This is a genomic window from Agrilactobacillus yilanensis, from assembly GCF_003946725.1.
In the GTDB taxonomy this organism is placed as follows: domain Bacteria; phylum Bacillota; class Bacilli; order Lactobacillales; family Lactobacillaceae; genus Agrilactobacillus; species Agrilactobacillus yilanensis.
The window spans coordinates 63,428-90,040 of record NZ_RHOY01000002.1; the positions used below are offsets into that span (position 1 = coordinate 63,428).

20 protein-coding genes and 1 riboswitch are annotated in these 26,613 nt (G+C 38.5%); of the genes, 13 read left to right on the forward strand and 7 right to left on the reverse strand.

Annotated features, from left to right (window positions below; all coding sequences use genetic code 11):
- Window positions 1-56: 56 nt before the first annotated feature.
- A riboswitch (TPP riboswitch) is annotated at window positions 57-159 on the reverse strand.
- 67 nt (window positions 160-226) lie between these two features.
- The gene (locus tag EKM93_RS01775) at window positions 227-982 is read right to left on the reverse strand and encodes an IclR family transcriptional regulator (RefSeq protein ID WP_125712464.1); all 756 of its coding nucleotides are present in this window, start codon (window positions 980-982) and stop codon (window positions 227-229) included.
- Between the two features lie 284 nt (window positions 983-1,266).
- Here EKM93_RS01775 and EKM93_RS01780 point away from each other — a divergent pair, with 284 nt between their 5' ends.
- The 6 genes from EKM93_RS01780 (at window position 1,267) to EKM93_RS01805 (ending at window position 8,818) form a co-directional block, all read left to right on the forward strand.
- The gene (locus EKM93_RS01780) at window positions 1,267-2,175 is read left to right on the forward strand and encodes a dihydrodipicolinate synthase family protein (protein ID WP_225423602.1); all 909 of its coding nucleotides are present in this window, start codon (window positions 1,267-1,269) and stop codon (window positions 2,173-2,175) included.
- A 15-nt stretch (window positions 2,176-2,190) separates the two neighbouring features.
- A complete protein-coding gene (locus EKM93_RS01785) occupies window positions 2,191-4,188 on the forward strand; it encodes a YjhG/YagF family D-xylonate dehydratase (protein ID WP_125712468.1) in 1,998 nt (665 codons plus the stop codon).
- 98 nt (window positions 4,189-4,286) lie between these two features.
- Complete coding sequence (locus EKM93_RS01790) at window positions 4,287-5,636, forward strand: gluconate:H+ symporter (protein WP_125712470.1); 1,350 nt, start codon at window positions 4,287-4,289, stop codon at window positions 5,634-5,636.
- Window positions 5,637-6,617: 981 nt separating this feature from the next.
- Window positions 6,618-7,454 carry a putative ABC transporter permease gene (locus EKM93_RS01795; protein WP_125712472.1) on the forward strand — a complete coding sequence of 279 codons (837 nt, stop codon included), beginning with the start codon at window positions 6,618-6,620 and terminating at the stop codon, window positions 7,452-7,454.
- Window positions 7,455-7,528: 74 nt separating this feature from the next.
- On the forward strand, window positions 7,529-8,371 hold the full coding sequence (dat, locus tag EKM93_RS01800; RefSeq protein WP_125712474.1) for a D-amino-acid transaminase: 843 nt from the start codon (window positions 7,529-7,531) through the stop codon (window positions 8,369-8,371).
- A gap of 12 nt (window positions 8,372-8,383) precedes the next feature.
- Window positions 8,384-8,818, forward strand: a complete 435-nt coding sequence (locus tag EKM93_RS01805; protein WP_125712476.1) for a universal stress protein — start codon at window positions 8,384-8,386, stop codon at window positions 8,816-8,818.
- Between the two features lie 73 nt (window positions 8,819-8,891).
- Here EKM93_RS01805 and EKM93_RS01810 read toward each other — a convergent pair whose 3' ends face one another.
- From EKM93_RS01810 to EKM93_RS01825, 4 genes are all read right to left on the reverse strand, one after another.
- Complete coding sequence (locus EKM93_RS01810; protein ID WP_125712478.1) at window positions 8,892-9,674, reverse strand: DUF4931 domain-containing protein; 783 nt, start codon at window positions 9,672-9,674, stop codon at window positions 8,892-8,894.
- A 131-nt stretch (window positions 9,675-9,805) separates the two neighbouring features.
- Complete coding sequence (locus EKM93_RS01815) at window positions 9,806-10,906, reverse strand: NADH-dependent flavin oxidoreductase (protein WP_125712480.1); 1,101 nt, start codon at window positions 10,904-10,906, stop codon at window positions 9,806-9,808.
- 384 nt (window positions 10,907-11,290) lie between these two features.
- Entirely contained in the window at window positions 11,291-12,493 is a 1,203-nt protein-coding gene (locus EKM93_RS01820) for a DUF998 domain-containing protein (protein ID WP_125712482.1), read from the reverse strand.
- Window positions 12,494-12,695: 202 nt separating this feature from the next.
- Complete coding sequence (locus EKM93_RS01825; protein ID WP_225423603.1) at window positions 12,696-15,026, reverse strand: nitric-oxide reductase large subunit; 2,331 nt, start codon at window positions 15,024-15,026, stop codon at window positions 12,696-12,698.
- 249 nt (window positions 15,027-15,275) lie between these two features.
- On the opposite strand from EKM93_RS01825, the gene EKM93_RS01830 reads away from it, so the two are divergent.
- The 4 genes from EKM93_RS01830 (at window position 15,276) to EKM93_RS01845 (ending at window position 18,795) form a co-directional block, all read left to right on the forward strand.
- Window positions 15,276-16,133, forward strand: a complete 858-nt coding sequence (locus tag EKM93_RS01830; RefSeq protein WP_125712484.1) for a helix-turn-helix domain-containing protein — start codon at window positions 15,276-15,278, stop codon at window positions 16,131-16,133.
- Between the two features lie 147 nt (window positions 16,134-16,280).
- Window positions 16,281-17,021, forward strand: a complete 741-nt coding sequence (locus EKM93_RS01835; protein ID WP_125712486.1) for an ABC transporter ATP-binding protein — start codon at window positions 16,281-16,283, stop codon at window positions 17,019-17,021.
- On the forward strand, window positions 16,999-18,135 hold the full coding sequence (locus tag EKM93_RS01840; RefSeq protein ID WP_125712488.1) for an ABC transporter permease: 1,137 nt from the start codon (window positions 16,999-17,001) through the stop codon (window positions 18,133-18,135). Before EKM93_RS01835 ends, EKM93_RS01840 begins: the two co-directional genes overlap by 23 nt.
- Window positions 18,136-18,147: 12 nt before the next feature.
- On the forward strand, window positions 18,148-18,795 hold the full coding sequence (locus EKM93_RS01845) for a TetR/AcrR family transcriptional regulator (RefSeq protein WP_125712490.1): 648 nt from the start codon (window positions 18,148-18,150) through the stop codon (window positions 18,793-18,795).
- A gap of 55 nt (window positions 18,796-18,850) precedes the next feature.
- On the opposite strand, the gene EKM93_RS01850 is transcribed toward EKM93_RS01845, so the two are convergent.
- On the reverse strand, window positions 18,851-19,873 hold the full coding sequence (locus EKM93_RS01850; RefSeq protein ID WP_225423604.1) for an aldose epimerase family protein: 1,023 nt from the start codon (window positions 19,871-19,873) through the stop codon (window positions 18,851-18,853).
- Window positions 19,874-19,907: 34 nt separating this feature from the next.
- Window positions 19,908-23,207: a tetratricopeptide repeat protein gene (locus EKM93_RS01855; RefSeq protein ID WP_125712494.1), complete on the reverse strand. Its 3,300-nt coding sequence runs from the start codon at window positions 23,205-23,207 to the stop codon at window positions 19,908-19,910.
- Window positions 23,208-23,384: 177 nt separating this feature from the next.
- Here EKM93_RS01855 and EKM93_RS01860 point away from each other — a divergent pair, with 177 nt between their 5' ends.
- From EKM93_RS01860 to EKM93_RS01870, 3 genes are all read left to right on the forward strand, one after another.
- Window positions 23,385-24,293, forward strand: a complete 909-nt coding sequence (locus EKM93_RS01860) for a helix-turn-helix domain-containing protein (protein WP_125712496.1) — start codon at window positions 23,385-23,387, stop codon at window positions 24,291-24,293.
- Window positions 24,294-24,397: 104 nt separating this feature from the next.
- Window positions 24,398-25,768, forward strand: a complete 1,371-nt coding sequence (locus EKM93_RS01865; protein WP_125712498.1) for a sugar porter family MFS transporter — start codon at window positions 24,398-24,400, stop codon at window positions 25,766-25,768.
- 135 nt (window positions 25,769-25,903) lie between these two features.
- The gene (locus EKM93_RS01870) at window positions 25,904-26,605 is read left to right on the forward strand and encodes an ABC transporter ATP-binding protein (protein ID WP_125712500.1); all 702 of its coding nucleotides are present in this window, start codon (window positions 25,904-25,906) and stop codon (window positions 26,603-26,605) included.
- The last annotated feature ends 8 nt before the right edge of the window (window positions 26,606-26,613 follow it).

Consider the following 26,613-nt stretch of genomic DNA (forward strand, 5'->3'; position numbering starts at 1 on the left):
CTACTTTCAAACGTACATAAAAAGACTGCTGGACCTTAAAAATAGGAATAGCAGTCTTTTTGATTCGGACACTTTCCTACGCAAGTATGAACTTACAGGTTCGAAGGGATCGCATCAAAGATACATCTCAGTTCTTGGAGAACACCCCTAGTGTACGTCTATTAGAATATATTTATGATAGCATGGTTCGGCCTAGTCCACAAGAATGAGAGGCGGGCCTATATTTTTACAGTGCGGCAATGATCTTTGATTGGGCAATTTTACCGTACTTGATAAAATTCTCCAGATCGGTTGTTTTGACACGGTACTTAGGTGCACTAATGCTAAATGCCCCATAAGTTCGACCGCTTCTGACAATTGGAAAGCCAACACAAATTACATCTGGTTGATTTTCGCAATTTTCAATGGCATAGCCTCGTTTACGAGCTACTTCAATATCTTGAATAAGCTCAGCTTTATTGGTAATTGTATTTGGTGTAATTTGCTCCAGCTCAGTGGTATTTAAGTAATTCTCAAATTCATCCTGATTAAAGGTCGACAATAGTGATTTACCAATTGCCGAAGTGTACAATCGCAAGCCTTTACCAATATCTGAATATAATTTAATGGCACTAGGACTCTCTAATTTTGAAAGTAAAACAGCAGATTGATTTTGCAAAATACCCAGATTGATTGTCTCGTTCGTGTTATCGCGTAAAGTTGTTAAATAAGGTTCTGCTAGCGACTTAATATTGAAGGTCGAAAGAACCGATTGGGAGTAGCCTAAAAAAACGGTACCAAGAGAGTATCTTTTTTCAGGACCTGTACAACGAACATAACCGCATAGTTCAAGTGTATGTAATATTTTTAGAACAGTTGACTTGTTCATTGCGGTATTTCGGCTAATTTCTGTCAATATAGGTGGTGTTTCACAGGTCATTATGAAATCCATAATATTTTTTGCCTTTAATAGTACACCGCCATAGATACTTTTATTTTCCAAATTAAGGACATCCTTTTTAGTTTCTTAAAATATATATATAGTGTCTTTATAGGAAACATTATATGACTAATTATTAAGAAAGTCACGGGTTATTTTTAATATTAATTAACATAAAACACTGTAGAATAGGCATTTATTGAAATAAATAATAAATATTGTTGACAACTCTTACAAATATGATACTATTTGGTTGTTAATTTTAATAATAAACATGGTGTCCTAATTGGAAACTATTTATTAGTCTTTCTAATTTCTCATCTTAACTTTAAAGGAAGTGTCCACTGATGCAAACAAACTACTTAACGCCCGTTGTGACCGCGTTAGATGCTGAAGGTCATTTAGACCTACAGGCTAATAAGAATATTTATGATTACTTAATTAATGGCGGTGTTAATGGCCTACTAATTATGGGTAGTGCTGGAGAATTCTATGCTTTATCCATGACCGAGAGGAAACAACTTGTAGATCTGGCGATTTCATATGCCCAACCACGGATTAAAGTCCTTTTAGGCACTGGTTGTATTACTCTCGAAGACACGCTTGAATTATCGCGCTATGCTGAAAAAAAAGGCGCAGAAAATCTTATTTTAATGAGTCCTTATTATTTTCCTGTTCCAGAAGTAAGCCTAGAAAGATTTTTTGGTGAAATTGCGGATACAGTTAGCTGCAATATCTATCTTTATAATTTTCCTGACCGAACCGGTTATGATCTCACTCCAGAATTAACGCTCAAATTGATCGCGGCGCATCCCAATATTGTAGGTTACAAAGATACGGTATCTGATATGGCACACACTCGAAAATTACTGACAGCTGTTAAAGGTACTTATTCAAATTTTGAGATTTTTTCAGGATTTGATGAGAACTTTACACGTAATATTCTTTCTGGAGGTGAGGGGGCAATTGGTGCATTATCTAATATCTTTCCAGAATTATTTGCCCAACTAATTAATGAAACTGAAAATAATAATTTAATAGGTATTAAAAAAATTCAGTCTAAGATTGACAAATTAATGTCGATCTATGACGTCAGCGAGTGTTTCATCCCAATTATTAAAGAAGCGATGATTATGCAAGGCGTCGAAATGCAAAGTTATTGTAAATCTCCACTACTACAAGCTACACAAGTACAAATTGAACAAATTGCCACAATTATTGAATCTGCAGATGTTGCTGAAGTTATACCTAATTAAAAGGAGATAAAAATCATGAGCTTAAAATCAATTTTTGGTAACGATGACAAATCTATTTACGAAACAATTGAAACACACGCTGATGGCCCTCAAGGTAAACTACCATTAACTAAAGAAGAACTGATTAAAGCACCTAGTGGTAACGTTTTTGGTATGACTTTAAATGCTGGCATGGGCTGGGCACCAACACATTTAAATGACGATGATGTGATGATTTTAAGTACAATGGGCGGCATGCGTGGTGAAAATGGCCAACCGATCGCAATGGGGTTGCACACTGGGCATTATGAATTAGGTTTACAAATTAAAGCTGTTGCCGATGAATTAACGAAAAATGGCGGTTTGCCCTATGCGGCGTATGTTACAGATCCGTGTGATGGTCGGACGCAGGGGACAATAGGAATGTTTGATTCACTGCCTTACCGTAATGATGCTGCAACTGTTTTTCGTCGTTTGATTAGATCATTACCTACTAGAAAAGGGGTTGTTGGTGTAGCTGCTTGTGATAAAGGATTACCGGCAATGGTCATGGCTCTAGCAAGCATGCATGATTTGCCAACGATTTTAGTACCAGGTGGTTCAACGTTAATGCCTAACAAAGGCGAAGATGCCGGAAAGGTTCAAACAATCGGTGTCCGTGTTGCCAATAATGAATTAGATTATGATGAAGCACTTCGTTTGGGCTGTGAGGCCTGTGCTTCTGCAGGCGGCGGCTGTCAATTTTTAGGCACTGCAGGAACTGGTCAAGTTGTTTTTGAAGGATTAGGCATTGCTTTACCACATTCAGCTTTAGCGCCATCGGGCCAACCAATTTGGCAACAAGTTGCTACTGATTCCGCAACGGCCATGACTGAAATGATTCATAGTGGCTTAACAACTAAAGATATTATTACAGACAAAGCTATTGAAAATGCAATGATGATCCACTCAGCATTTGGTGGTTCAACAAACTTACTCTTACATATTCCAGCAATCGCCTATCAAGCAGGCTGTAAAGTACCCACAGTTGAAGATTGGGCACGTATTAATCAAGCAGTACCACGATTGGTCAGTGTTTTACCAAATGGCCCTGTCTATTATCCAACAGTTTACGCTTATCTTGCTGGCGGGGTACCCGAAGTGATGCTGCATCTTAGAAAATTAGGCTTGCTACATGAAGATGTTATGACAGTAACCGGGCAAACTTTAGGTGAAAATTTAGATTGGTGGGAAAACTCTGAACGTCGCTTAGCCTGTCGTAAACGTCTGGAAAAAATTGACGGTGTTTCTCCAGATGATGTGATTATGGCACCTGATAAAGCCAAACATCGTGGATTAACCTCTACAGTGACTTTTCCTATGGGTAACATTGCACCTGAAGGCTCTGTAATTAAATCAACGGCCATTGATAAAAGTGTGATAGATGAAGACGGTGTTTATCGACATACTGGTCCAGCCAAAATTTTCACATCCGAAAAAGCTGCAATTCATGCTTTAAAGGATAAAGGCAGTATTCAAAAAGGTGATATTATGGTCGTTATGGGCGGCGGACCTCAAGGAACAGGGATGGAAGAAACGTATCAAATCACTTCCGCTCTGAAGCAACTGTCATTTGGCAAACATGTTGCGTTAGTGACCGATGCTAGATTCTCAGGTGTTTCAACAGGTGCTTGTTTTGGACATATTGGTCCTGAAGCGCTATCTGGCGGGCCAATTGGCAAGCTGCGTGAAGGCGATATTATTGAATTAATTGTAGATACCGTTAATTTAAAAGGTTCAATTAATTTTATTGGTACTAAAGACCAATCTGTTTCCTATGATCAGGGTGCGCAAATTTTAGCAAATCGCGAGACTAATTCAGCAGTAAAACCTGACTCAGATCTTCCAGATGATACCCGTCTATGGGCAGCGTTACAATCTATTGGCGGTGGCACCTGGTCGGGCAGTGTTTACAATGTCGACAAAATTATTGACACAATTAACGCCGGCAAAGCTGTGCTTAATAAAAAACAAGACGATAAAATAAGTAACTAATAATTATTCTATAGAGTACTATCTTTGATTATCAAAAAACTTGATTGTTTAAGGGCGTACTCTTTCTTTTTGCAATTATTTAGAGGAGGAATATTGTTATGCCTTTGTTTATGGTGTTATTAGGTGTCATATTACTAATTTTTTTAATTTCTTACTTCAAATTAAACACATTTGTTTCCTTATTGATTGTTTCTTTTGTAATCGCTTTAACGTTAGGCATTCCATTAAAATCTATTGTTAGTACCATCGAAACCGGTATGGGCAGCACCTTAGGACATATTGCTGTTATTTTTGGACTTGGGGCTATGTTAGGACGGCTATTAGCAGATGCTGGTGGTGCACAAAGAATTGCAATGACACTGATTGATAAATTTGGCAAAAAACATATCCAATGGGCCGTAATTATTGCTTCCTTTATTGTTGGTATTGCTATGTTTTTCGAAGTGGGGCTAGTCTTACTACTGCCAATTATTTTTTCAATTGCTAAGGAACTAGATATCAAACCGATCAATCTAGGTATACCTATGTTAGCTGCCTTACTCGTAACGCATGCATTTTTACCGCCACATCCGGGTCCAACTGTTATTGCGGCCAGTTACCATGCTAGTTTAGGTCTTGTTTTAACTTATGGTATTATTGCTGCCATTCCAACTGTCATTATTTCAGGGATTTTCTTTACAAAAATAGATCGAAAGATTGTCCCTAGTGCATTTGCTAAAGATGGTAATATGGCAATGATCGGGGATGTTTCGGAAATACCGTTGGATCAGACGCCTAAATTTGGTATTAGCATCTTAACCGCCATGTTACCGGTTATCATCTTGATGTCTTCAACAATCGTCTCTATGATTCAAGAAATAACAGGGTTTCATAAGAACTTTATCTATCAGGTTATAGAATTTTTAGGTAATGCCGATGTAGCGATGTTACTATCTCTATTATTTGCAGTTTATACAATGGGTATTCGGCGAAAAATTTCGTTCAAAAAAATCGGATCTTCTTGTGCAAATGCTGCTTCTGCGATTGGGATGATGCTATTAATTATTGGTGGCGGTGGTGCATTTAAGCAAGTTTTAATTGACGGAGGTGTCGGGAAATATATTGCCACACTATTCACCGGTGTATCAATTTCTCCAATTTTATTAGCTTGGATTATTGCTGCTATTTTAAGAATTGCTTTAGGATCAGCGACAGTCGCTGCTATTTCAACAGCTGGTTTAGTAATTCCATTATTAGCAGCTACACCAGGTGTTAACTTAGCCTTAGTTACTTTGGCCACAGGGGCAGGCAGTGCCATTTGTTCCCATGTCAATGATGCTAGTTTCTGGATCATTAAAGAGTACTTTGATTTTGATATGAAAGAAACCTTTCTCACTTGGACATTGATGTCTACAGTCCTATCTGTTGTAGGTTTAGCAATGATTATGGTTATGGATATATTTGTTTAATAGTATAAAAAACTAGATCAATTTTTGACCTAGTTTTTTTAATTTAGTTTCTCCCAATAATCGATTCTCCTGTCACAAATTGATTTTTACGGAAAGCCAATAAGTATATCGTAATGACCTTTCCCGATTTTAATAAGGACTTCTCAACAAAAGAACTTGTAGCGCAACTTCGAAACACAAATGATTTAAAAATACGTCAGCTAGGTGATGCTGCCACTGAAAGTTCAGGTGACGGGGCAACGCTTGCTTTTAAGCTCAGTCAAGAGAGATGGTGGTTTTGATAAAAATAAATGGCATAGATTTAAGCATCATTAATCATAGCCTCGTTCTCCAATTTGATGGCCTTCGCTTAAATCAAAATAAACAAGATCTATAAAAACGGATACCTAAATTAATTTTGAATAAGCACTTATAATTGAAATACACGGTTGAGACATAGTCGACTTATACCGTGTATTTTTTCATGCTATTTTTAGAGAACGCTGATTTAAAGCCTTTTTTGATACATGCTTTTGGTCAAAAGCGAGTATTATATAAAATCTACCGCAAATAACCGCTTTGCCCAAAATAGATCTAGAAAAAAAGGGCAGTTTCCTGCGCTTCAAATTCCAAGGAGTGCTTTTTTAACTTTATGGGGCATAATTGGGCACAAAGGAGATTGAAATTATTTTATGATCATAAATCAACCTTATATTCCTTTAATTTGAATAGAACTTTAAAAATCAGCTGATGGGTACTTTAGTTATGTAAATTTATTTAGCCTCTATGAAAATTTAATTATTTTAAGAAACTACCTCTATAATTAAGATAAAATTTATGTTATCTCTAATTTTAGTTAACATAATCTAATCTCTATGAAGTAAATAAAAGGGCACTTAAAAAATGAATTTACGCCAATTTTGGTGGCTGTCGTCAAATTATTTTTAGTCAACGGTGCAATGGGCTATAATTTGAATTAACTATTGTTCTGGGGGAATTTTTATGACAAGTCATGCACAAATACTGCTGCAAGCGGAGCAAGCTTTTAGCAACTGGGTCCTTTTCTTCTTTGCCTATGCCTTTATTGGTTGGATTTGGGAAAGTTGCTATGTTTCGGTTAAGCAAAAGCATTGGATTAATTCGGGGTTTTTGATCGGGCCATTTATTCCAGTTTATGGTTTTAGTATTACGGCTGTATTAGCGATTGTACAGCCATTTGAACAAAATATTTGGGAATTATATTTGACTGGGGTTATTGTAATAACCGTTATTGAATTTATTACCAGTTGGGGTATGGAGAAATTATTTCATGCCCGTTGGTGGGATTATAGCAAAGTCCCCTTGAATATTAACGGTCGCGTTGCAATTCCGGTTTCATTATTTTGGGGTATTGGCGTGGTAGCCATTGTTAAACTTATTCATCCACTGGTCAGCGCTTGGGTCAGTCATATTTCCATCCGTTATGGCTTATTTGCCTCTATATTCTTTATCGCTGTAATCATGTTTGACTTAGGCTTCACCTTAGCCAACTTAACCGCATTTCGGCAGGCTACTGAAAAAATCGGTAAAAATATTGATGAGCGCAAAGAAAAATTACGTACAGACTTGGCTTCAGCCAATGCCCAATTGGAAGATTCCATTGCCTGGTTAAGATCATTTAGAGAGGACCAAGAAAGCGATCGGGCTTTACCAAAGATTAACTTTGTGCAACGCCGACTACTAAAGAGTTTTCCAACGCTACGGTTAAATGATACAAAAACAAAGCCTAAAGATATTAATCAATTAGTCGAATTATTCCGACAACGGGAAAAAGACCGGAAAAATGATTTAAAAAAATAAATTCTAATTGTTTTATAATAAGCGGTTTGATATTGTTAGTTTAACAACAATAATAACAAGGTTGGGTGATTATAATGAAAGTTTTATGGGGCAATCAGATTGTCGATCGCGAAGATGTCCGAATTGACATTGAAGATCGAGGTTATCAGTTTGGCGACGGGATTTATGAGGCTTTAAGAATTTATAATGGTGAACCCTTTATGTTTGATGAGCACTATGCCCGTTTGGAACGTTCTGCAAAGAAAATAAAATTAATTCTACCGTTTACAAAACTCGCACTAAAAGCAAATTTATATCAATTAATCGCTGCCGAACAACTTACTGAAGGCGGTGCTTATTTGCAAGTCACTAGAGGTATGACTGGCCCTAGAGACCACAGTATTCCTAAGTCTACTGAAACAAAAGCCGTTTTGACCGCGAATTTATTTGAATATGATCGACCATTAGCCATGCAGAAAACAGGTTTAACCGGGTGCGTCGTTCCGGATCAACGGTGGTTACACTGCGATATTAAATCTCTAAGCTTGTTAGGCAATGTTTTGTCCTTGAATGCTGCTGAAGAACAAGGTTACCAAGATGCCCTATTAGTTCGGGATGGCTTCTTTACCGAAGCTTCAGCCTCTAATTTATGGTTTGTTTTTGGAGATACTTTTTACACTCATCCAGATGGTAATTTAGTGCTACCAGGTATCACTAAATTACATCTGCTTGATTTAATTCGGATGGCTGGATTAAAAGTTTCAGAGACACCTGTCCCCGTGGAAAAATTACAAGCAGCCGATGAAATCTTTGTATCCAATTCTATTTGGGAAGTTGTACCAATTGTTAGTGTTGATGGCAAGCCAGTTGGTACTGGTAAATTAGGGCCTAAAACCAAATTGCTGCAGGAAAAATACATTGCTTCAACGAAAGCTTAAGGAGAGATTTTTATGGTTCAAAATTATCAAAATATTTTAGTAGCCACCGATGGCTCAGCGCAAGCCCAAGCAGCTTTTGATCAGGCAATGGCCTTGGCCCAAACTTACAAAGCTAAATTATACGTGGTGCAAGTTGTTATTCCCCCCTACTTCACTTCCCGCTCAGAGACAGGGGGCGTTATCTTACGAGATATGATCAATGAAGCAAAGGCAAATTTAGCCCAGTTAGTTGATCAAGCTAAGGCAGATGGCTTTGCAAATATTGAAGCCATTCAAGCTGAAGGTAGCCCCCGAGATATCATTTCAAAAAAACTGCCTGAAGAATTAAATATCGATTTGATTGTTTTGGGCGCCACCGGTCGGACAACCACTGAGAAACTCTTTTTAGGCTCTGTCTCTGAATATGTTACCCGGCATGCTAAAGCCCAAATACTCATCGTCCGTTAGAAATCAACTTATTCTAAAGAAAAACCCAGTGACTAAAGTTGCGTGTTACCATCAACTTTGATCACTGGGTTATTTATTTTTGCAGTCTTGCTAAAATATCTTTTTTAATCGTCACAAATTCATTATCATCACTAATGCCGGAAAGTTTATAGCCTACGAAATAAGGTGACACAATAAACCGAGGCATGATTTTTGCTACAATTTGCTGGGCTTGATTAAAGTAAAAGAATAGATTGTAAGAATCACATCTGCCGTCAAAACAATCCTCCAAGACATACTGTACAGATTTCTGAATTAAATCGGCAAAAACAGGGATGGCTTCCGGGCGCTCCAGAGTCACATTCAACTCAATTGGCCCCATAATTGGTTTTTCTGACACATTTAATTTTGCACCGTCCGCCGACCAAATTGTCAATCCAGCTTCAATATTAGCTGTGCTTACTTCTTCATAAACATCCATATGTTTAAAGCCGACAATTTGCATATGCGGATGGGATAAACTGCCACCGGATAACGGGCCATAGTTCTTATAAAGAACAACACTTTCATATTTATGTGTCGCTAACACTTGTTGCCAAGCTTTTACAGCGAATTGGATAATTTCGCGATTCTCATTTTCTGTATAATTAGAAAAATCACCGTCATGTTTGGCAGATTCAATAATCACCGTCTGCCAAGTATCTTCTAGCATCTGATACTTATTCATTAACCAAATAATATCACCAGACTGTTCCAAAATATTGGTCAATGAAGCCACATCACAAAATGGACAGCTGGTGTCCTTATGAATAATATTCTCCGGTTTTTTCCGGGCAATTTCTGGTTTAAAAACTAATAAGTTCTCATGCTCCTGCATTAGAAGACGCCCTCTTTCTTAGTTGCATTGAAGGTCAACAGGTAGCTTTAATGGTGCAGAAGTACAGGTGGACCTTTATTAGTAATTATACCATTTGTGTCTAGGAGTATTTAAAAACTTTTTCAAATGCGTTATTTTGAATAAAACCCTTTTGCCATATAATTATAGAGTGGTGTTGATAACGATACCTGTTCAATCGCATCTTTAAATGGCGTTTGGACCATTTGCGCATCTTGATGCTGAGCCAATTTGACAGCCCAAGTTGGATCAACCATTAACTGCTGTCCCACGGCTACCAATTCCGCATTTTCCAAAACAGCCGCCACGTCTGCACGGGTCCGGACACCGCCTACCCCCACTAACGGCAGTTCACCCGCCAAGGTTTCATGAAGATAAGCTAGAATTGATTTGTCTTGAAAATCAGTGCTTTCTGCTTGAGCCACCCGTTGATAAGACATTTCTGAAATTTGTACATAATCTAATGGTGTTTTGCCCAATTGTGTCAATAAATACTGGGTATCCGTTAACCGTAAACCTGGTGTCCAGAGTTCCTCGGGCACAAACCGATAACCGACAGAAAATGGCTTTTGCGCATATTTTTTTACGGTGGCAAAAACGGTTTTTACCACTTCATCAATAAAATGGTAGCGTTTCTCACGGCTGCCGCCCCAGTCATCTGTTCGTTGATTGGATTGGGGTGAAAAGAATTGCTGTAAAATGCCATTGCCCCCATGAATTTCTACCCCATCAAACCCCGCTGCAATCACCCGTCTGGTAGCGGCGCCAAAATCTGCGATTAAAGTTTCAATTTCGGTGGCACTTAATGCTCTTGGCACAGTAGCCCCAGCTTGTGGTTCGGCAATCTCACTAGGCCCCACTGGCTGTAAGCCCTTTAATGTTGTCAGATCTGCCCGCCGACCGGTATGAACGATCTGCACGATTGCTTTAGCCCCTTGGCTTTGAATTGCAGTAGCCAATTCATGAAGTCTTGGAATAAAATCGTCTGAAAAAACACCCAATTCTCCTGGCCAGCCTTGTCCGATCGGCTGTACATTAGCCGCACCCGTCAAAACGGCGCCTAGACCTTGAGCCCGTTGTTGATAATAGGCAATCTCATCTTGAGTGACCGTCCCATCAAAAAAACTTTGCTTCGTCGTCATCGGGCTTAGCATCAACCGATTTTTAAGAGTAACACCTGATTTTAATGTCAAGGGTTCATCGAATTTTGTCATAATTATTAACCTCCAGTTCTTAGTAATATAAGTATACTGCTATTTCTTAAATATATATAATGTTTCTTATTTGGAATTTTATATTTTTTAATTCTTCCAGGCCTTATTTTTTATGACGGCAGTATTTTACGATTTGTGTAAAATTTTATATGAACGCCTGCCTAACAGATTAAAATTCGATTGCCCAAAAATCCCCTCGAAATCACACCGCCTAACTATTATTTGGCCAATAAAAAACCACTCAATTAAGTGGTTTTTTATTAGCTCGATTTATCATTAATTTGACAAATATTCTTTGAAATAAACTATTTTTTATCGTTATGTCTTCATTGTAGTCATTATTCAATAAATAGAATTTAATATGCTCAAATTTGTCTTTAGATTCTATATTTTAGGTTTTGCCACTGTTTCATCTGGTGATGCCACCACTTGAATCGTGACTATATCGCCATCCGGGGTATCAATTAACCGCTTAATCCGCTGAATCAACAACATAATCCAAGAAAAAGCTGCTACAAAGGCGCTTAACTCAAAAGCTGTTAAAGATAGATAACCAATGCCCTGAAATAAGAAATCCAAGACTAATAAGCCGCCGCCTAAAATGTAAGAGATAATCAGAAAATCTTTAGTAACCTTGGGTAATAGCCAGCGGATACCAATAATTAACATGATGATCCAGTAAACTAGCGCCATTGAGATGTGATCATGAAGCCAGTGAAAACGCATATTATTAGGAAATAACCCCACTGCCCCCAGATCAATCGCCACTAACATCAAAATAATTCTTAATGTTGTCAGCCGTCGACTATGGGGATATTGAACTTTCAAAGAAACAAATAGGTAATCGATCAATGCAAGCATGATAAATGCTGATAAAATTAATGTGGCGTTAAACTGCCAACTATTGTAAGCCACCTTTGTGCCTAAATAACTTAAATTATGACGCCACCACATATCCGCCCCGTTAGTCACCATCGCAATTGCCACACCGGTCACAAACACCGCCACAAATAAACTGGTTAACGTATTGGCATTGATTGTTAAAGCCATCGACGCCATAAAATAATCGATTAATAGGCTAAATGTAAAAAAGATTAACGTTGCTGTAAAAAGATCAAAGCGTGTCCCCATAAACATATGCTCTAATACCCAAAAACTACCCAGCAGCAATAATGCTAAAATAACTGCGAATGAAATCACAATAATTGGAAAACTGCGCCAATACACCCGAGGCACAAAATAATGGGTCATCTGATTACGATTTTGAATATAAAAAATTGAAAAAATAATCGTCCCCGTAATAACGCCCAGTAAGATCACTAAACTGGCAATAGACTCACTGCCTGATAAGGGAATTTTACGTCTTTGATTCACTACAAAATAAAGGACAAATCCCAAAGTCGCTAAAGTTGTTAGAATTAACGTCCAAATAACCATCTTCTGCTGGAAAAAAGTTGTTTTTTCACCTTGAAGCTGCAATTGAACGCCATGTTCTCTAACCTTTAAATTTAACTGGTCGCCTGAGGACAGTTTAAATTTTTCGGCCATGGCTTTTGAAATGGTCACTTTATATGGCGCTTTTGCCATTTTATTGCCTCCTTTTATAAAAATTAATGCTGCATTTATCCTATCAGCTTTTACTAAAATCGCAATCTTTTTTGTTTTAAATTCAAATTTATTAATAATAATATAAAAACAGAGACCAGATCAAAAATTATTATTTTGATCTAATCTCTGTTTAATTATCTATCAGACCTATTACAACGCAAGGTCTAAGCCATGTACTTTACTAATCTTGGTCCCATTGACCTTGTTCTTTAGCCATGCCATCATTGTCGGCTGGTTTAAGATTTCTAAAGATCTTAAAGACAACCATAACTAACAAGACAACACCGACGGTAAAGATGACGTCCGGAATACTACGCAAGCCCAGCAACGTTTTCACCACCGGTTCACGATAGAAGCTTAGCAGACGTGCATGCCAATAACCGTTTGTTAAGGCATCACTTAATTGTAAATACCCTACTGGCATTAACGTGATGAAGACCATCCCGGCTAAACCTACATTTAAAGTCCAGCAAGCCCACTTAATCCATTTTTCCAATTTGGCCGTCCAAACGGCTTTTTTAGAAACATTTCTTAAGGTGTAGAGTAAAACCGCAATTGAGAACATGCCATAAACCCCGGCCATTGAACCGTGGGCATGGGCGGATGTCCATTGCGTCCCATGTTCAAAGTAGTTGATCGCTGGTGCATTGATTAAAAAGCCTAATGCGCCGGCGCCAATTGCGTTCCAAATCCCAGTTGAAGCTAAGAACATGAACGTACCTTTATAAGGAAATTCAACGCCACTTACTTTGTAAACTTTGTAATGCGTCCATGCTTCCCAAACCAATAAACAAAGTGGTACAACTTCTAGAGCGGAGAAACAAGCCCCTAGTGCTAGCCAAACGTTGTGATCGCCTTGCCAGAAGTAATGGTGGCCCATCCCAACAACCCCAGAACCTAATAACAGGATTAATTGGAAATATAAAGCTCGAATTGTAGATTGACTGGTTGTTAGTTTCATATCTACCATTAACCAACCAATCAAAATTACGGCAAAGGATTCAAAAATACCTTCTACCCATAGATGGACAATCCACCAACGCCAATAATCCGCAAAAGTTACGTGAGAATCTGGCAAGATGAATAATGAAGCCATGTAAAAAGCAGGAATTGCGATAGCACCTAAGAATAATAGCGTCGTTAATTTCGTCCGATCCACACTAATATTCTTTTGTCCCCGCCGTTTGATGGCCGGAATAAAGCCCCGCATTAAGATGATAATCCATAAAATCATCGCTGCGATAAAGAGCCATTGCCAGAACTTACCCATTTCTAAGTATTCCCAGCCAAAGTGCCCAAACAGCCACCATCTCTCTTTAACAAAGCCTAAAATATCGCCCCATTCACCGAGCATACTGCCGCCAACAACGGCAATTAAGCCCCAGAATAAAATATCGACTAATAGACCTTGGCGTTTTGGTTCTTTTCCTCGGATTCGTGGTACAACATAAATCCCAGTGGCCAACCAAGCCGTCGCAACCCAAAAGATTACTAACTGCAAATGCCAAGTTTTTGCTAAATTAAATGGCCAAATATTCTGTAATGGAATACCGAAAAATTCGTTCTCGACATAATAATGCGCTAACAATTCGCCTAAAAGCACTTGAATTAAGAACAATAAGACGACAACCAAAAAGAATTTTGCAGTCTTGCGCTGACTGTTGGTAATCGGTCGATCTGGATTGATCATTGGCAGGTGATCTTTATCATAAGCCATGTCCATTTCCAAATGATACCGCCGCTGGAACCAAATAATAACGCCGACCCCAGCAACTAAAACAGCCACCGAAATTGCTGTCCAAAGCATCGCTTCTGACGGCATTACATTGCCTGCATCTAAATCGTAAGGCCAGTTATTGGTATAAGTGAAATTACGATTTGGTCGATTCGTAGACGCTAACCAAGCCCCCCAGAAAATAAAGTTGGTCAACTGATCTACCTTATCCCCTTTGGCCATATACTGACCGGTACTTTGATCAATCATATTCTCTGGCAAGCCTGCTTGACGCGGATTATTCACAAATTCTTTACGGTAATATTTTTGTAAATAAGTTAAACCTGCCGTTTGTGCTGCTGTTAAAGTTAACGTATCCTTCTTTTCAGAATAACGATTAACTTTAATTTCATTTTTGACTTTCCCTTTGATCCCTTCTTTTTTCAGATCAGATAGATCTTGCCAAGACTGGTGGTAAAGGGTTTTAGCATAATAACGATGCATACCTTTTAAATAAATATGTAACGCTTCTGCTGTATAATCTGGGCCCAAATAAGAACCATTACCTAAATAAGAGCCATAATCTGTCAAACCATATTTCTCAAAAACAGCCTGCCCACTCAACAACGATTTATGTGTGACCAAGGTTTGCCCTTGGTTATCTACGATTTTAGCCGGCCGAGGCGCTTGGTTTTTAAAAATCAAAAGCCCACCAGCGATTAGAATAGAAAAAACAACGACGAGCGTTGTAATTAAAACCCGGGATAACCGTCGATACGGATTAACCGGTTCCATCATTTTCTTCAACTCCCCAAAACAAATATTTCGAACCTACCATTATACTACCACAGAATATTCTTAAAATATATACAAATTATTTTTTAGGTCCTTTATTATATAAAAAAAGCTTTATATAAGCCTTTTCAATTTTAAAATAACCTTTTCTAAGCTTAAAGCTAAATTTATTTTAGTCGACAAAAGAATATTAATATTTCGAACCGATTATGCTAAAATGATATTAAAGAGAATATATAAAGGAGTCGCATTATGCTGAATATTCAACTATTTATTGATAGACGTCATGAACTTGGCCTATCGCAACAAGAGCTTTGTTCTGGAATCTGTACACAATCTACCTTGAGTAAGTTCGAAAATAATAGTAAAGTTCCTGCTATGAAGATTTTGATTCAACTTTGTGAACGCTTAAACTTAGCCTTAGCAGATATTTTTTCAGATACTAATTCCGAGCCTTCTCATCAAAAACAACTAGAAACCGCTGAATTCTCCCTAATTACCGCTGAATATCGTAAAATCCAACGTATTTTAAACAACATTGATGAACGCACTTTAGCAAATCCCACTGACAAATTAACGTATCATTACTTGAAGGGTTATCTTAGTGCCCTTTCGGATTTTAAACCGTTAGATGCCCTGTTTGAATTTAACTATATTTTTGATTTAGATGCTGCGGGCACCTCTATTTATACGCAATTAGCCTATGTCGGTTGCGGCTTAGTCTACAGTAAGCAAGGTCAAACAGACAAAGCAGAATACTATTTTGATAAAGTTTTGCATCAAGTCTATCAAATTCCTGCGACAGACAACCGAACCATCGGCCAAGTAATTAGCCTGATGTATTATAGTGCTCAATTTTATGCGAGCATTAAAGATTACGATACAAGTAACCAATTGCTTCAATACGCGTATAAACTTTGTATTAAATACCACGTCACTTACTATTTAGCGCGTTTTATGTATTTACGGGCTCAAAATGGTGTGGCCTTAAAAATCGATGATGTACAAATTGCCGATTGGCTGAATCAAGCCTATGTTTTTGCCAGATTTAACCATAATCAAAACTTGCTTAAGGATATTGAAATCTTAAAAGATACCTTGAAATTATGATTCACCCATTTTAAAGCGTTGTTGCTCTGGAAATATTTCAGACCAACAGCGCTTTTTTTAGACCTACTCACTAAAAAGCTTGCAATTTTAAAAAAAGACGCTATTATGATTAGTGAGTGCTCACTTACTAATTTTGAGGTGATAAAAATGACCCAAACTATTAAAGTCCATGGCTTAAGACAAGGCTATGGCAAAACGATCGTCTTACAAGACATCAATTTGACGGTTGCATCAGGTGAAATTCTAGCTTTAATCGGTCCCAGCGGTTCTGGCAAAACAACGTTAGTCAGTACCATCATGGGGATGCTGCGGCCAAAAGTTGGGGATGTTACGGTCTTAGGCCAAGCCATGCCAAACCGTCAACTACTCGCTAAAATTGGCTTTATGGCCCAGACAGATGCCCTTTACAATGCGCTAACCGGCCGAGAAAATCTAAACTTCTTTGGTGCCATGCAAGGTGTTTCCAAACAAACACTGGCCCAAAGTATTCCAGCTGCCGCCAAAGTCGTTGACTTAACCGAAGATTTAGATCGAAATATCGGCGGTTATTCCGGTGGTATGAAACGGCGCTTATCTCTAGCTATCGCCTTAATTTCAGATCCGGCTATTTTGATATTGGATGAACCTACCGTTGGGATTGATCCAGTGTTACGCCAAAAAATTTGGCTTGAACTCCATAAAATGGCCGCTGCTGGTAAAACCATCTTACTGACAACCCACGTGATGGAAGATGCAGAACAGGCAGATAGTATTCTCATGATCCGCAAAGGCGAAGCCATCGCTCAAGGTCGGCCAAAACAACTTATTTCCGATTACCAAGTCGATTCTATTGAAGCGGTTTTCTTAAAAGCAGGGAGGCAGCAAGATGCGCATACTCGCAATCGTTAAACGTATTTTGATGGAAATGTCTCGGGATAAAAGAACCATCGCTATGATGTTTTTAGCCCCACTTTTCATTTTGACTTTAATTTATTTTCTATTTCAATCTAATACAGATCAAAGCGCTACTTTAGCCGTTCAAAACGCGGATACCCAATTGGTCAAAGCCATTGATCAAGATCATATTAAAATTAAATATGTGGCCACTGACAAAACGCCGACGCATTTGATTCGCAACCATAATTATGCCGGTGTCTTAAATCAAAAGGGCGATAAATTAACTTTAACTTTACAAAACAGTGACCAAAGTAAAAGCACAATTTTACGTCAAGGTTTAAAAGCCGCTCAAGCTAAACTAAAAATGCAAGCCGCTGCCAGCACTTTGAAATCACAAGGCCAAGCTTTACAGAAATTACAGCAAAGTCTAGGCAATGTGCAAATTGCCAGTCCTGGAACGAGTACAGCTAAAGCAATCACTACTTACCAACAAAAGACTCACTATTTATATGGCAGTAGCAGTTCCACTTTTTTTGATACGTTATTACCTGTTTTATTAGGTTTTGTCATTTTCTTCTTTGTTTTCTTAATCTCAGGTATTGCGCTATTACGGGAACGAACCACTGGTACTTTAAACCGCTTGCTGGCTACTCCCGTTAAGCGTGGTGAAATTATTAGTGGCTATCTTTTGGGGTATGGGATTTTTGCCTTAATTCAAACGCTGCTCATCGTTGCATTTACGATGTATGTTTTCAAAATTCAAATTCTTGGCAGCCTTTGGAATGTTATTTTGATTAATATTCTACTGGCGGTGGTCGCGTTAACTTTAGGTTTATTGATTTCTACTTTTGCGGCAACAGAATTTCAAATGGTCCAGTTCATCCCGTTAATTATCATTCCGCAAATTTTCTTCTCTGGGATCTTCCCGTTAGATCAAATGGCCAGCTGGTTACGGCCTGTTGCTTACATCATGCCGCTTTATTATGGGGCCGATGCGATGAGCAGTGTTATTACTCAGAATGCCGGTTTTATGGCTATTTTGCCCGATCTCGGTATTTTAGTTTTATTCGCCGCCCTCTTCTTAGGCTTGAATTTAGTTGCTATGCGGCGTTATCGTGAAGTTTAAGGAGGTTTTTGAATGACAACACCGAACAAAGTCACCGATTTATTTAATCAAAGTGTTGACGATTCTGATTTATCTGCCAAGCAAAAATCAGTTTTACAGGCAAGTTTGACACTTTTCTCAGAAAAAGGCTTTGATCGAACCAGCACAAGTGATATTGCCAAATTAGCTAATGTTTCTGAAGGTACAGTTTATAAACAATTCAAAACTAAAGAAGGCTTATTACACGCCATTTTGACACCGGCCATTCAGCAGGTCGTCCCCAAAATAGCTAATGACTTTTTAACTGAACTACTGCAAAATAACAACACTGATTTTAAAGATTTCTTAAAATGGTTGGCCCAAGATCGAATGACTTTTGCCGTTGAAAATCAAGCACAATTACGCATTTTAATTCAAGAAATTGCCCGAAGTGATGGCATGTTTAAACGATTAGGAGATACTTTCATGGGGAAAATTGCCGTACATGCCAACACTTTATTTCAAAAATACCAAGACAACGGTCAATTAATTCAATGGCCTATGCCGCGAATTGCTCGCTATATTGCCAGCGCCATTATGGGGTACATTTTACCGGTTATTTTACGAAATGATCACAATTTAGATATTGCCCAATCTAGTGAAGAAGTCGCTGAATTTTTATACCGTGGCTTAAAACCTTAAAATCACATCAAAAAGACAGCTGTTTATTTTTTAACAACAGCTGTCTTTTTTAATGCTAAAAATTAAAGGCCCATTTTGTCCAAGTTTGCCAATGTTCTCCAGGCAATAAAGTAATGGCACTTAAATCAGTTGTCCCGCTAGGTGGGACTTGAGTTTCTAAAGCGATTCCCGCATATTGACCAATATTATGGGCAACCCCTGTATGATCAAAATGATTGGCCGTATATACCACAAGTCCTGGTGCTTTTGTTGTCACGGTGAGTTTAATCGTTTGATCCCCAGACCACAAACAAGCTGCGGGGGCTTTTCCAGTGAGTACAAAGGGATGATTTAAACCATTTTCGGCCTTAATTTCTGGATCCTCGCTTTGTAATACTGTCCTAATCAAAACCCCTTTTCTAAAATCAAAAACAGTGTCTGCGACTGACATCATCCCCACCTTTGGTAAACTAGTCGTGTCCAGTGGATAATAATAGGCACTATTTAATTGCAATTGGTTATTTAAAATTGTTGTTCCAGAACCGTTCAAGCTAAAATAAACATGATTGGCTGGGTTTAGGATCGTCAAAGCATCAGAAACCGCTGTCAACTGCAGTAGTAAGGCATTATCATTCGTCAAAGTGTAGGTTGCAATTAATTTTAAATTACCGGGATAGCCATTATGTCCTGCTGGGTCTAGCAATGTAAACTGTGCCACCGCTTCTGTAGCTGTTTGATAAGTTTGAAAATTAAAAACCTGGGTATCTGTCCCTTCATCACCACCATGGCTATGATTTACACCATCATTTAAAGGCAATTGTACCGTCGTTGCCCCATATTGCCACTGACCTTTCCGGACTCGACCACAAATACGGCCAACAACACCACCCAAATAATTTCGCGTTCGACTATAATCTTCAGGCGTTGGCAATGTTAAAATGACATTTCTTAATGTCCCATCTTTTTGTGGTAGTCGGATTTTTTCCAAAGTTGCGCCATAGTTTAAAAGTGTCACCTGCATGCCATTATCATTGATTAAGGTAATTTCACAATAATCTTTTTGATTTAACCGTTGATAAGGTTCAATCTGAATTACCAATATAAGACACCACCTTACTTATAATTCACAGAGGCTATTTTTTAAAGTTTTGATGCCGTAGTACCCCTTGATGTAAATTATCTAATTTCAAAGCTGATTGGAACATCTCTTGCGCTTGTGCGGTTTGATTCAGTCCTAGATAGCCTAACCCCATCAAGTAGTAACAATGAACTGAATTTCGTGCTTGATAATCTTCATCAAATAAAAGTGCATCCGGCAAAGATACAGCAAAGTAATCCAATTTAAATTTATCAAAAAGATGTTTTTCCCCAAAATCAATGAGTTTATGGTACTTAGCTTTGGCCGCATTTGTCTGCTGCAGTGCTTCCAATGCCAAGCCTTGATAAAAGATTGTATCTGCTGGTTGATCATTGTAGTACATCATATCTGTAGGTTCTTTCAGGCCAACTGCTGCTTGTTGTAAATATTGTGTTGCTTGCGCTGGCTGATTTAAACCTTGATAGGCCAAACCTAAATAATAATCAATGATATTATCTTGAGCAATCGGTAGCTTTCCTTCGCCTAAACTTCGTGGATAAACTAACGCTTGTTGCAACTTATCACTGGCTGCCTGATAGGCTTTATGCTGTAAATCAATTTTAGCTAATTCAACTAATGCATATTCATATTGCGTCGAAACCTTCCCTTCACCGCCTTCCCAAGGGTGGAAGAGATGACCCATAATTAGATTAAAAGCTTTTTGGTAAGAGCCACTTTCATTTAACAGAGTTACATATTGAATTAAGCTGTCATCTCGCTGTTTTACTAATTCCAAATGACTTTCCAAAAATTCTAAACGCTGCGTCAATGGATAATGCCGTTTTTCATATAAAGTGTCTAACTCAAAGACTAAGCGCGCATTATCAGGGTCCAACGTTAATGCTTTTGTTAAAAATTTTTCAGCCTTCACCGCATTATGTTGCTGATTAAAATAGGCAATGGATAGATTACGATAAGCCATAGCATAATCTGGATTTTGAGCAACACATTTTTCCCATAAAGTAATGGCTTGATCGTACTGTTTACGATCATAGTACAAGTTTCCTAAATAATAAGCAGCTAAACCATCTGTTGGATTTAATGTATTCATAAAGTCTAAGACGACGACGTCAAATAAGCGATTCGGAAAAACATAGTCTGGTGTCGCTGCCGCCCCCGCTTTTGCATAAGCTAAAGCTTGATTTTGCTGATTTTGTTTTGCAGCAATATAAGCTAAATAGTATTGACGCAAAGGACTATCCGAATCCGATTGCGCCAAAACCCAAGCTGCTGAATCAAAATTACCTAATTCTATATAGCGTTGTGCCAATTCTAAATAGTTATTTAAACGCCCGTTCATTGCCTGCATAAAAGCATCTTTATTAGCTGGTGTCGGCTCTAATTGATAAGCTGCAAGTAGGTTCCCAAAATCTAAAATATCAATTTCTTTTGTTTCGGCTACTAATGCTTTAGCCTCATCAATACGACCCAGACGCTGTAACAAGTTCACTTTCACAAAACGGCTAGGTAGATCTTGATAGTTTTGATTGAGCGCTTGATTGATAAAGGCTAATGCTTTATCAAATGCGTTATTTTGACTTTCGATTTTTGCTAAAGCTAAAAAGCCAGTCGCTTGCGTTTCATAAGACCACGTTGCCTTATAAAACGCATCATAAGCCTCATTAAAACGTGCTTGTTTAAACAAACTAATACCCAAATGATAATAACTAGCCCCATTATAAGGATTACCATTATGTGTTGTCTGTTTGGCAATCGCTTTTTTAAAATACGCCTCACTAGCTTGAAACTGTCCCCGACGATAAAGTAACAAACCATAAGCATCATTTAAACGATAGTCTGTAGGATCCCGCCGCAAGCCTTCCAAATAATAAGCCTCTGGCCGATAAGTTGCATGCCGATATTGTTCCAAATGTTGTCCTGCAAAGTACAGCGCATCATTCGTTTTTAAATCAGCTGGTGCCGCAATTGCTTGCGCTGCTTCAGGCATTGGTTCAATCCGTTTGGCCTCTGGTTGATAGCTGACCAAAACCGCTCCTTGGACATCGTAAACAACAAGTTTCAAGGTTTGTGCTGTTCCTGTTACTTGGGCCACAGTCTTGGTATACGCTTGTTGTGGACTTAACGTTGTAGTTGTCTCAAAAAGAACGGTATCGGCTTGATAAAGTTTGATTGTTGCCTGCGGATAAACAGCTGTACTATAGACTGCTAGTGTGACTTGATCGTCTTTTTTCTCTAGATTAACGGCAGCTTGAATCGTTGCATTTTTAACAGCCCCCACACCCTTATAAGGCATGAAATATTCAACAGACTGCTTAGATTCATGAGGCTTTAACCAAGTAAAATCGGGTTGATTATCTGTAAAAGTGCCCACCATTAACTCAATATAAGGGCCATCCGTATCCGTTAGTTGGTGATCCCAAGATTGACCAAAATCGCCATTGCCCCAAGTCCATTGTTTTTTCCCAGGTGACGTATGATGATCTGCTACATGCAGCAACCCTGCTGCTTTTTGGTAATCGTAATTGCCTAAAAAATCATAGTTGGAGTGTGCTGCCATATAAGAAGTTGGGACAGGTACATTTTTATAACGAGAAATATCCACCCCAGCAGAATAATCCATCTTGTAGTACTCACCTGTCGCAATTGGAAAATTAGAAACAGCCCGTTTGCCATGATCAAAAACAGCATGCACATCTGGCGGAAAAATAGACTGTGTATGATCGTTAACAGGTACTGCTGGATTTGCCCACCAAAGAAAAGTCTGTGGCAAATCAGTAGGATTAGAAAATGTTTCAGTTAGTTTTAAGTAAGCTTTATCTGGAAACATCGTAAACCCTACTAAAACTCGGGTACCATACATTCGATCAACGTCACTCATCCAAAGTGTCTTTGAGCCATCTTCATGTGTCGTCAAATGATGTTCAATTGGTTGAAAAGTATCAGGACGATGATGTTGCGGCCAGTTAAATTCAATCCCACCAGAAATCCAAGATCCAGTTAAACCGACCAATGCCGGTTTAATCACATGGTTATAATACACAAAATCATAATTATTTGTTTTATCTAAAGCTCGGTAAATACGCCCACCTAATTCCGGTAAAAAAGTTACTTGTAAGTATTGATTCTCCAAAATGATGGCCTGATAAGTTCGATCAACTTTTTTATCCAAAATTTTTTCAACAACTGGGAATGGATAAACTTTACCACTACTACCCTGGTAGACTCGTTTTTCTAAAAACATTGGGTTTTTCTCAGGTTTTTGGGTTAAATAAGTCGGAATCACGAGTTCTGATTTTGTTAATGTTACCGTAGATTGTGTCTGTGAATCTGCCATTAAAGACCACTCCTTTTATCAATTTCTAGCTACAGCATACTTAAGAAAGCGATTTCTTTAAATACATTATCGGCTTAAAAAGATGGACAATTCTACACTCCAACTGCTATTTAACAGCTGAAGCTTTATAATGGGGGTATCTGTAGTTTGATAAAATTTAAGAGGATGGTGCTGGTTATGCGAAAACTGCAAAATTTTGAAAATGAATATTTGCTTGTTTTACCTGGACCAATTTTAGAGAATTATATCTTTTCTCCAATCATTTCAAATTTATACGTGACTGATCTTGGCTTTTATCCCAATGCCCAATACCACTATGTTCAACGGGAAAAAGGCACCGCTGAATGGATTTTAATTTTTTGTATCAATGGCTCCGGCACAATTACCTATAAAGGCAAAGATTGGGCAATGCATCACAATTGTCTGGCGATTTTACCGCCGGATCAAGCCCACACTTATTATGCGGCCGCAGAGGATCCATGGGATATCTACTGGGTCCATTTTCGGGGCCGCTTAGCTGCAGATTATTTACCAATGGCCGCGGATGATTTTTATTATACCGATCAAATTAATGAACTACAGGCCGACAAATTCATGGTTTTATTCACAGATATGATTCAAACTTTTTTACCGGGATTTTCTTATGAACGAACTTTTTTAGTTTCCCAATATTTGGGTGTTCTGTTGGCGAGAATTACAACTCAAATCGGTAATGCAACCCCCTCATTTTCCGGTAACCAGTACGTTAGCGAAGCTATTCAATACATTTATGACCACAGTAATCAAGTCATCAAGATGTCAGAAATCACTGATCATATCGGCATCTCCGTTAGTTATTTAAGTCGCATTTTTAAAGAAACCATTGGCAAAAGTGTGAATCAATTCATTACCGATTTGAAAATTAAACAGGCTTGTCATTATTTAGAATACACTGACTTATCAATTCAAGCCGTCGCCCATCAAGTAGGTTATACCGATAGTTATTACTTCTCCCGTATTTTTAAAAAGAATATGCAAGTTTCACCCAAATTATTCCGCTCTGGAAAGACGCCTACAGCTTCACATCTAGATATAAGTTCAAAATAATCCATCTTTAAGCGCTTTTTTACCATTTAAATGTATCCGTTTTCAAAGTACGCTCTTACTGAAGTTAGAATTACCGCCTACTTTTAGGAAATGAGGGAAATCAAATGGAAAAAAGAGCGAAACTTAGCGGCTATGTCATTTTGATATCTTGTTCAGCTGCTTTAGGGGGATTATTATTCGGTTATGATACCGGGGTTATCTCCGGTGCCATTGGTTTTTTACAAATCAAATTTAGCTTAAGCAGCTTCGCCGTTGGTTGGGTGACTTCTTGTATTTTAATTGGCTGTGCCATTGGGGTATCCATTGCTGGTATTATCAGTGATGCGTTTGGCCGTAAAAAAGCACTATTATTATCTGCCATTATTTTTGCATTATCTTCTTTAGGCTCTGCTTTAGCCGGCGGACTAACGACTTTGATTATTTGGCGTATCTTAGCCGGTATTGGTATTGGCATTACATCGTTGATTACACCAATTTATATTGCTGAAATGGCACCAGCTCATGTTCGAGGTCGTTTAGTTTCGATCAACCAACTGGCAATTACTATTGGCATTTTTATTGTCTACTTCATCAATGCAGCGATTGCCGGTCACTCCACCCAGGCTTGGAATGTGTCCACGGGCTGGCGCTTAATGATGGGGGTTGGCTTAATTCCATCTATCTTATTTTTACTTGCCTTAATTCCCGCGAAAGAAACCCCCCGTTGGTTAAATCAGCATGGGCAAAGTCAAAAAGCTTTAGCCGTTTTACAAAAAGTCGAGGGTTCTACTGAAGCCGCTAAAGTTGCTTATGATGACTTAAATACCGCCGAAGATGCGACAGATAACACAAAATTCAGCGATTTATTTAACAAAACTTGGTTCCCTGTTTTAGTTATTGGTGTCTTATTATGTTTATTCCAACAGTTCTCTGGCAGTAATGCCATTATGTATTATGCGCCAGAAATTTTTAAAGGTGCTGGCTACGCACAAAACGGCGCCTATATGGCAACGGTCTCCATCGGCGTTATCAACATGGTTATTACCATTGTTGCCTTAGGTTTAGTTGATAAAATTGGCCGTAAAAAATTGCTAACGTTTGGCTCATTAGGGATGTCTGTCAGTTTAGCCGTTGTCGCCATCTGCTTTTTTGTAGATGCACCAGCAACCGTTATTTTAATTTTTATCTTATTAGCTATCGCAGCCTACGCCGTTTCTTTAGCGCCGGTAACTTGGATCGTTATTTCAGAAATATTCCCTTCCAAAATTCGGGCCCGGGCAATGTCCATCTGTACTGTCATCCTATGGCTGAGTGATTTCTTATTAACCATGACCTTCCCAATGTTAACCGATAGTATCGGCGAAGGTTTAACCTTTATGATTTACGTTGCCGTTACCTTAATTTCTGCCATCTTCGTTTGGCGCTTCTTACCAGAAACTCAAGGAAAATCTTTGGAAGAAATCGAATTATTCTGGCAAACACGTCATCAGAAATAAAATCAGAATGCAAAACAATAGAAGCTAGATCAAAATTTTTGATCCGGCTTCTATTTATTTTCCCCAATCCTAAGTTGTTTCTCAGCGGCGAATCCAGCATAATAGACTTATATCAAGCTATTTCGGAGGCAAATTATGGCTTACATTGAAGTAAAGCATGAATATAAGCGTTATCAAATGGGTGAAACCGAAATCATTGCAAACAATGATCTTTCCTTCACTGCTGAAAAAGGGCAACTCACGGTTATCCTTGGTCCCAGCGGTGCCGGTAAATCAACCGTCTTGAATATTCTGGGCGGTATGGACAGTCCTAGCGAAGGCGAAGTTATTATTGATGGTGTCGATATTGCTAAATTTTCTCAGCGGCAGCTCACCGAATTCCGCCGCCATGATATTGGCTTTGTTTTTCAGTTTTATAACCTCATCCCTAATTTAACCACTAAAGAAAATGTCGAACTGGCCGCTTCGATCGTTGAAGATGCTTTAGATGCCACAACGGTTCTAGAACAAGTAGGCTTAGGACATCGGCTGAATAACTTTCCATCTCAATTATCCGGCGGTGAACAGCAACGGGTTGCTTTGGCCAGAGCCTTAGCTAAAAATCCAAAATTACTACTATGTGATGAACCTACAGGTGCTTTAGATTATGAAACCGGTAAACAAGTTCTGAAGTTACTAGAAAGCGCTTGCCGTGAGAATCAAAAAACAGTTTTGATCATCACCCATAACGCCGCGTTAGCCAAAATGGCCGATCGTGTGATTCGAATCAATGACGCGCAAGTCCGGGCTATTGAAGATAATCCTACCCCCTTGTCCATTGACGCAATTGAATGGTAGGTGGCTGA

Excerpts from the sequence above, each read along its gene's own strand:
- EKM93_RS01780 (WP_225423602.1), top strand. The coding sequence starts at position 1,267 with ATGCAAACAAACTACTTAACGCCCGTTGTGACCGCGTTAGATGCTGAA.
- EKM93_RS01785 (WP_125712468.1), top strand. The coding sequence starts at position 2,191 with ATGAGCTTAAAATCAATTTTTGGTAACGATGACAAATCTATTTACGAA.
- EKM93_RS01790 (WP_125712470.1), top strand. The coding sequence starts at position 4,287 with ATGCCTTTGTTTATGGTGTTATTAGGTGTCATATTACTAATTTTTTTA.
- EKM93_RS01795 (WP_125712472.1), top strand. The coding sequence starts at position 6,618 with ATGACAAGTCATGCACAAATACTGCTGCAAGCGGAGCAAGCTTTTAGC.
- dat (WP_125712474.1), top strand. The coding sequence starts at position 7,529 with ATGAAAGTTTTATGGGGCAATCAGATTGTCGATCGCGAAGATGTCCGA.
- EKM93_RS01805 (WP_125712476.1), top strand. The coding sequence starts at position 8,384 with ATGGTTCAAAATTATCAAAATATTTTAGTAGCCACCGATGGCTCAGCG.
- EKM93_RS01810 (WP_125712478.1), bottom strand. The coding sequence starts at position 9,674 with ATGCAGGAGCATGAGAACTTATTAGTTTTTAAACCAGAAATTGCCCGG.
- EKM93_RS01815 (WP_125712480.1), bottom strand. The coding sequence starts at position 10,906 with ATGACAAAATTCGATGAACCCTTGACATTAAAATCAGGTGTTACTCTT.
- EKM93_RS01820 (WP_125712482.1), bottom strand. The coding sequence starts at position 12,493 with ATGGCAAAAGCGCCATATAAAGTGACCATTTCAAAAGCCATGGCCGAA.
- EKM93_RS01825 (WP_225423603.1), bottom strand. The coding sequence starts at position 15,026 with ATGATGGAACCGGTTAATCCGTATCGACGGTTATCCCGGGTTTTAATT.
- EKM93_RS01830 (WP_125712484.1), top strand. The coding sequence starts at position 15,276 with ATGCTGAATATTCAACTATTTATTGATAGACGTCATGAACTTGGCCTA.
- EKM93_RS01835 (WP_125712486.1), top strand. The coding sequence starts at position 16,281 with ATGACCCAAACTATTAAAGTCCATGGCTTAAGACAAGGCTATGGCAAA.
- EKM93_RS01840 (WP_125712488.1), top strand. The coding sequence starts at position 16,999 with ATGCGCATACTCGCAATCGTTAAACGTATTTTGATGGAAATGTCTCGG.
- EKM93_RS01845 (WP_125712490.1), top strand. The coding sequence starts at position 18,148 with ATGACAACACCGAACAAAGTCACCGATTTATTTAATCAAAGTGTTGAC.
- EKM93_RS01855 (WP_125712494.1), bottom strand. The coding sequence starts at position 23,207 with ATGGCAGATTCACAGACACAATCTACGGTAACATTAACAAAATCAGAA.
- EKM93_RS01860 (WP_125712496.1), top strand. The coding sequence starts at position 23,385 with ATGCGAAAACTGCAAAATTTTGAAAATGAATATTTGCTTGTTTTACCT.
- EKM93_RS01865 (WP_125712498.1), top strand. The coding sequence starts at position 24,398 with ATGGAAAAAAGAGCGAAACTTAGCGGCTATGTCATTTTGATATCTTGT.
- EKM93_RS01870 (WP_125712500.1), top strand. The coding sequence starts at position 25,904 with ATGGCTTACATTGAAGTAAAGCATGAATATAAGCGTTATCAAATGGGT.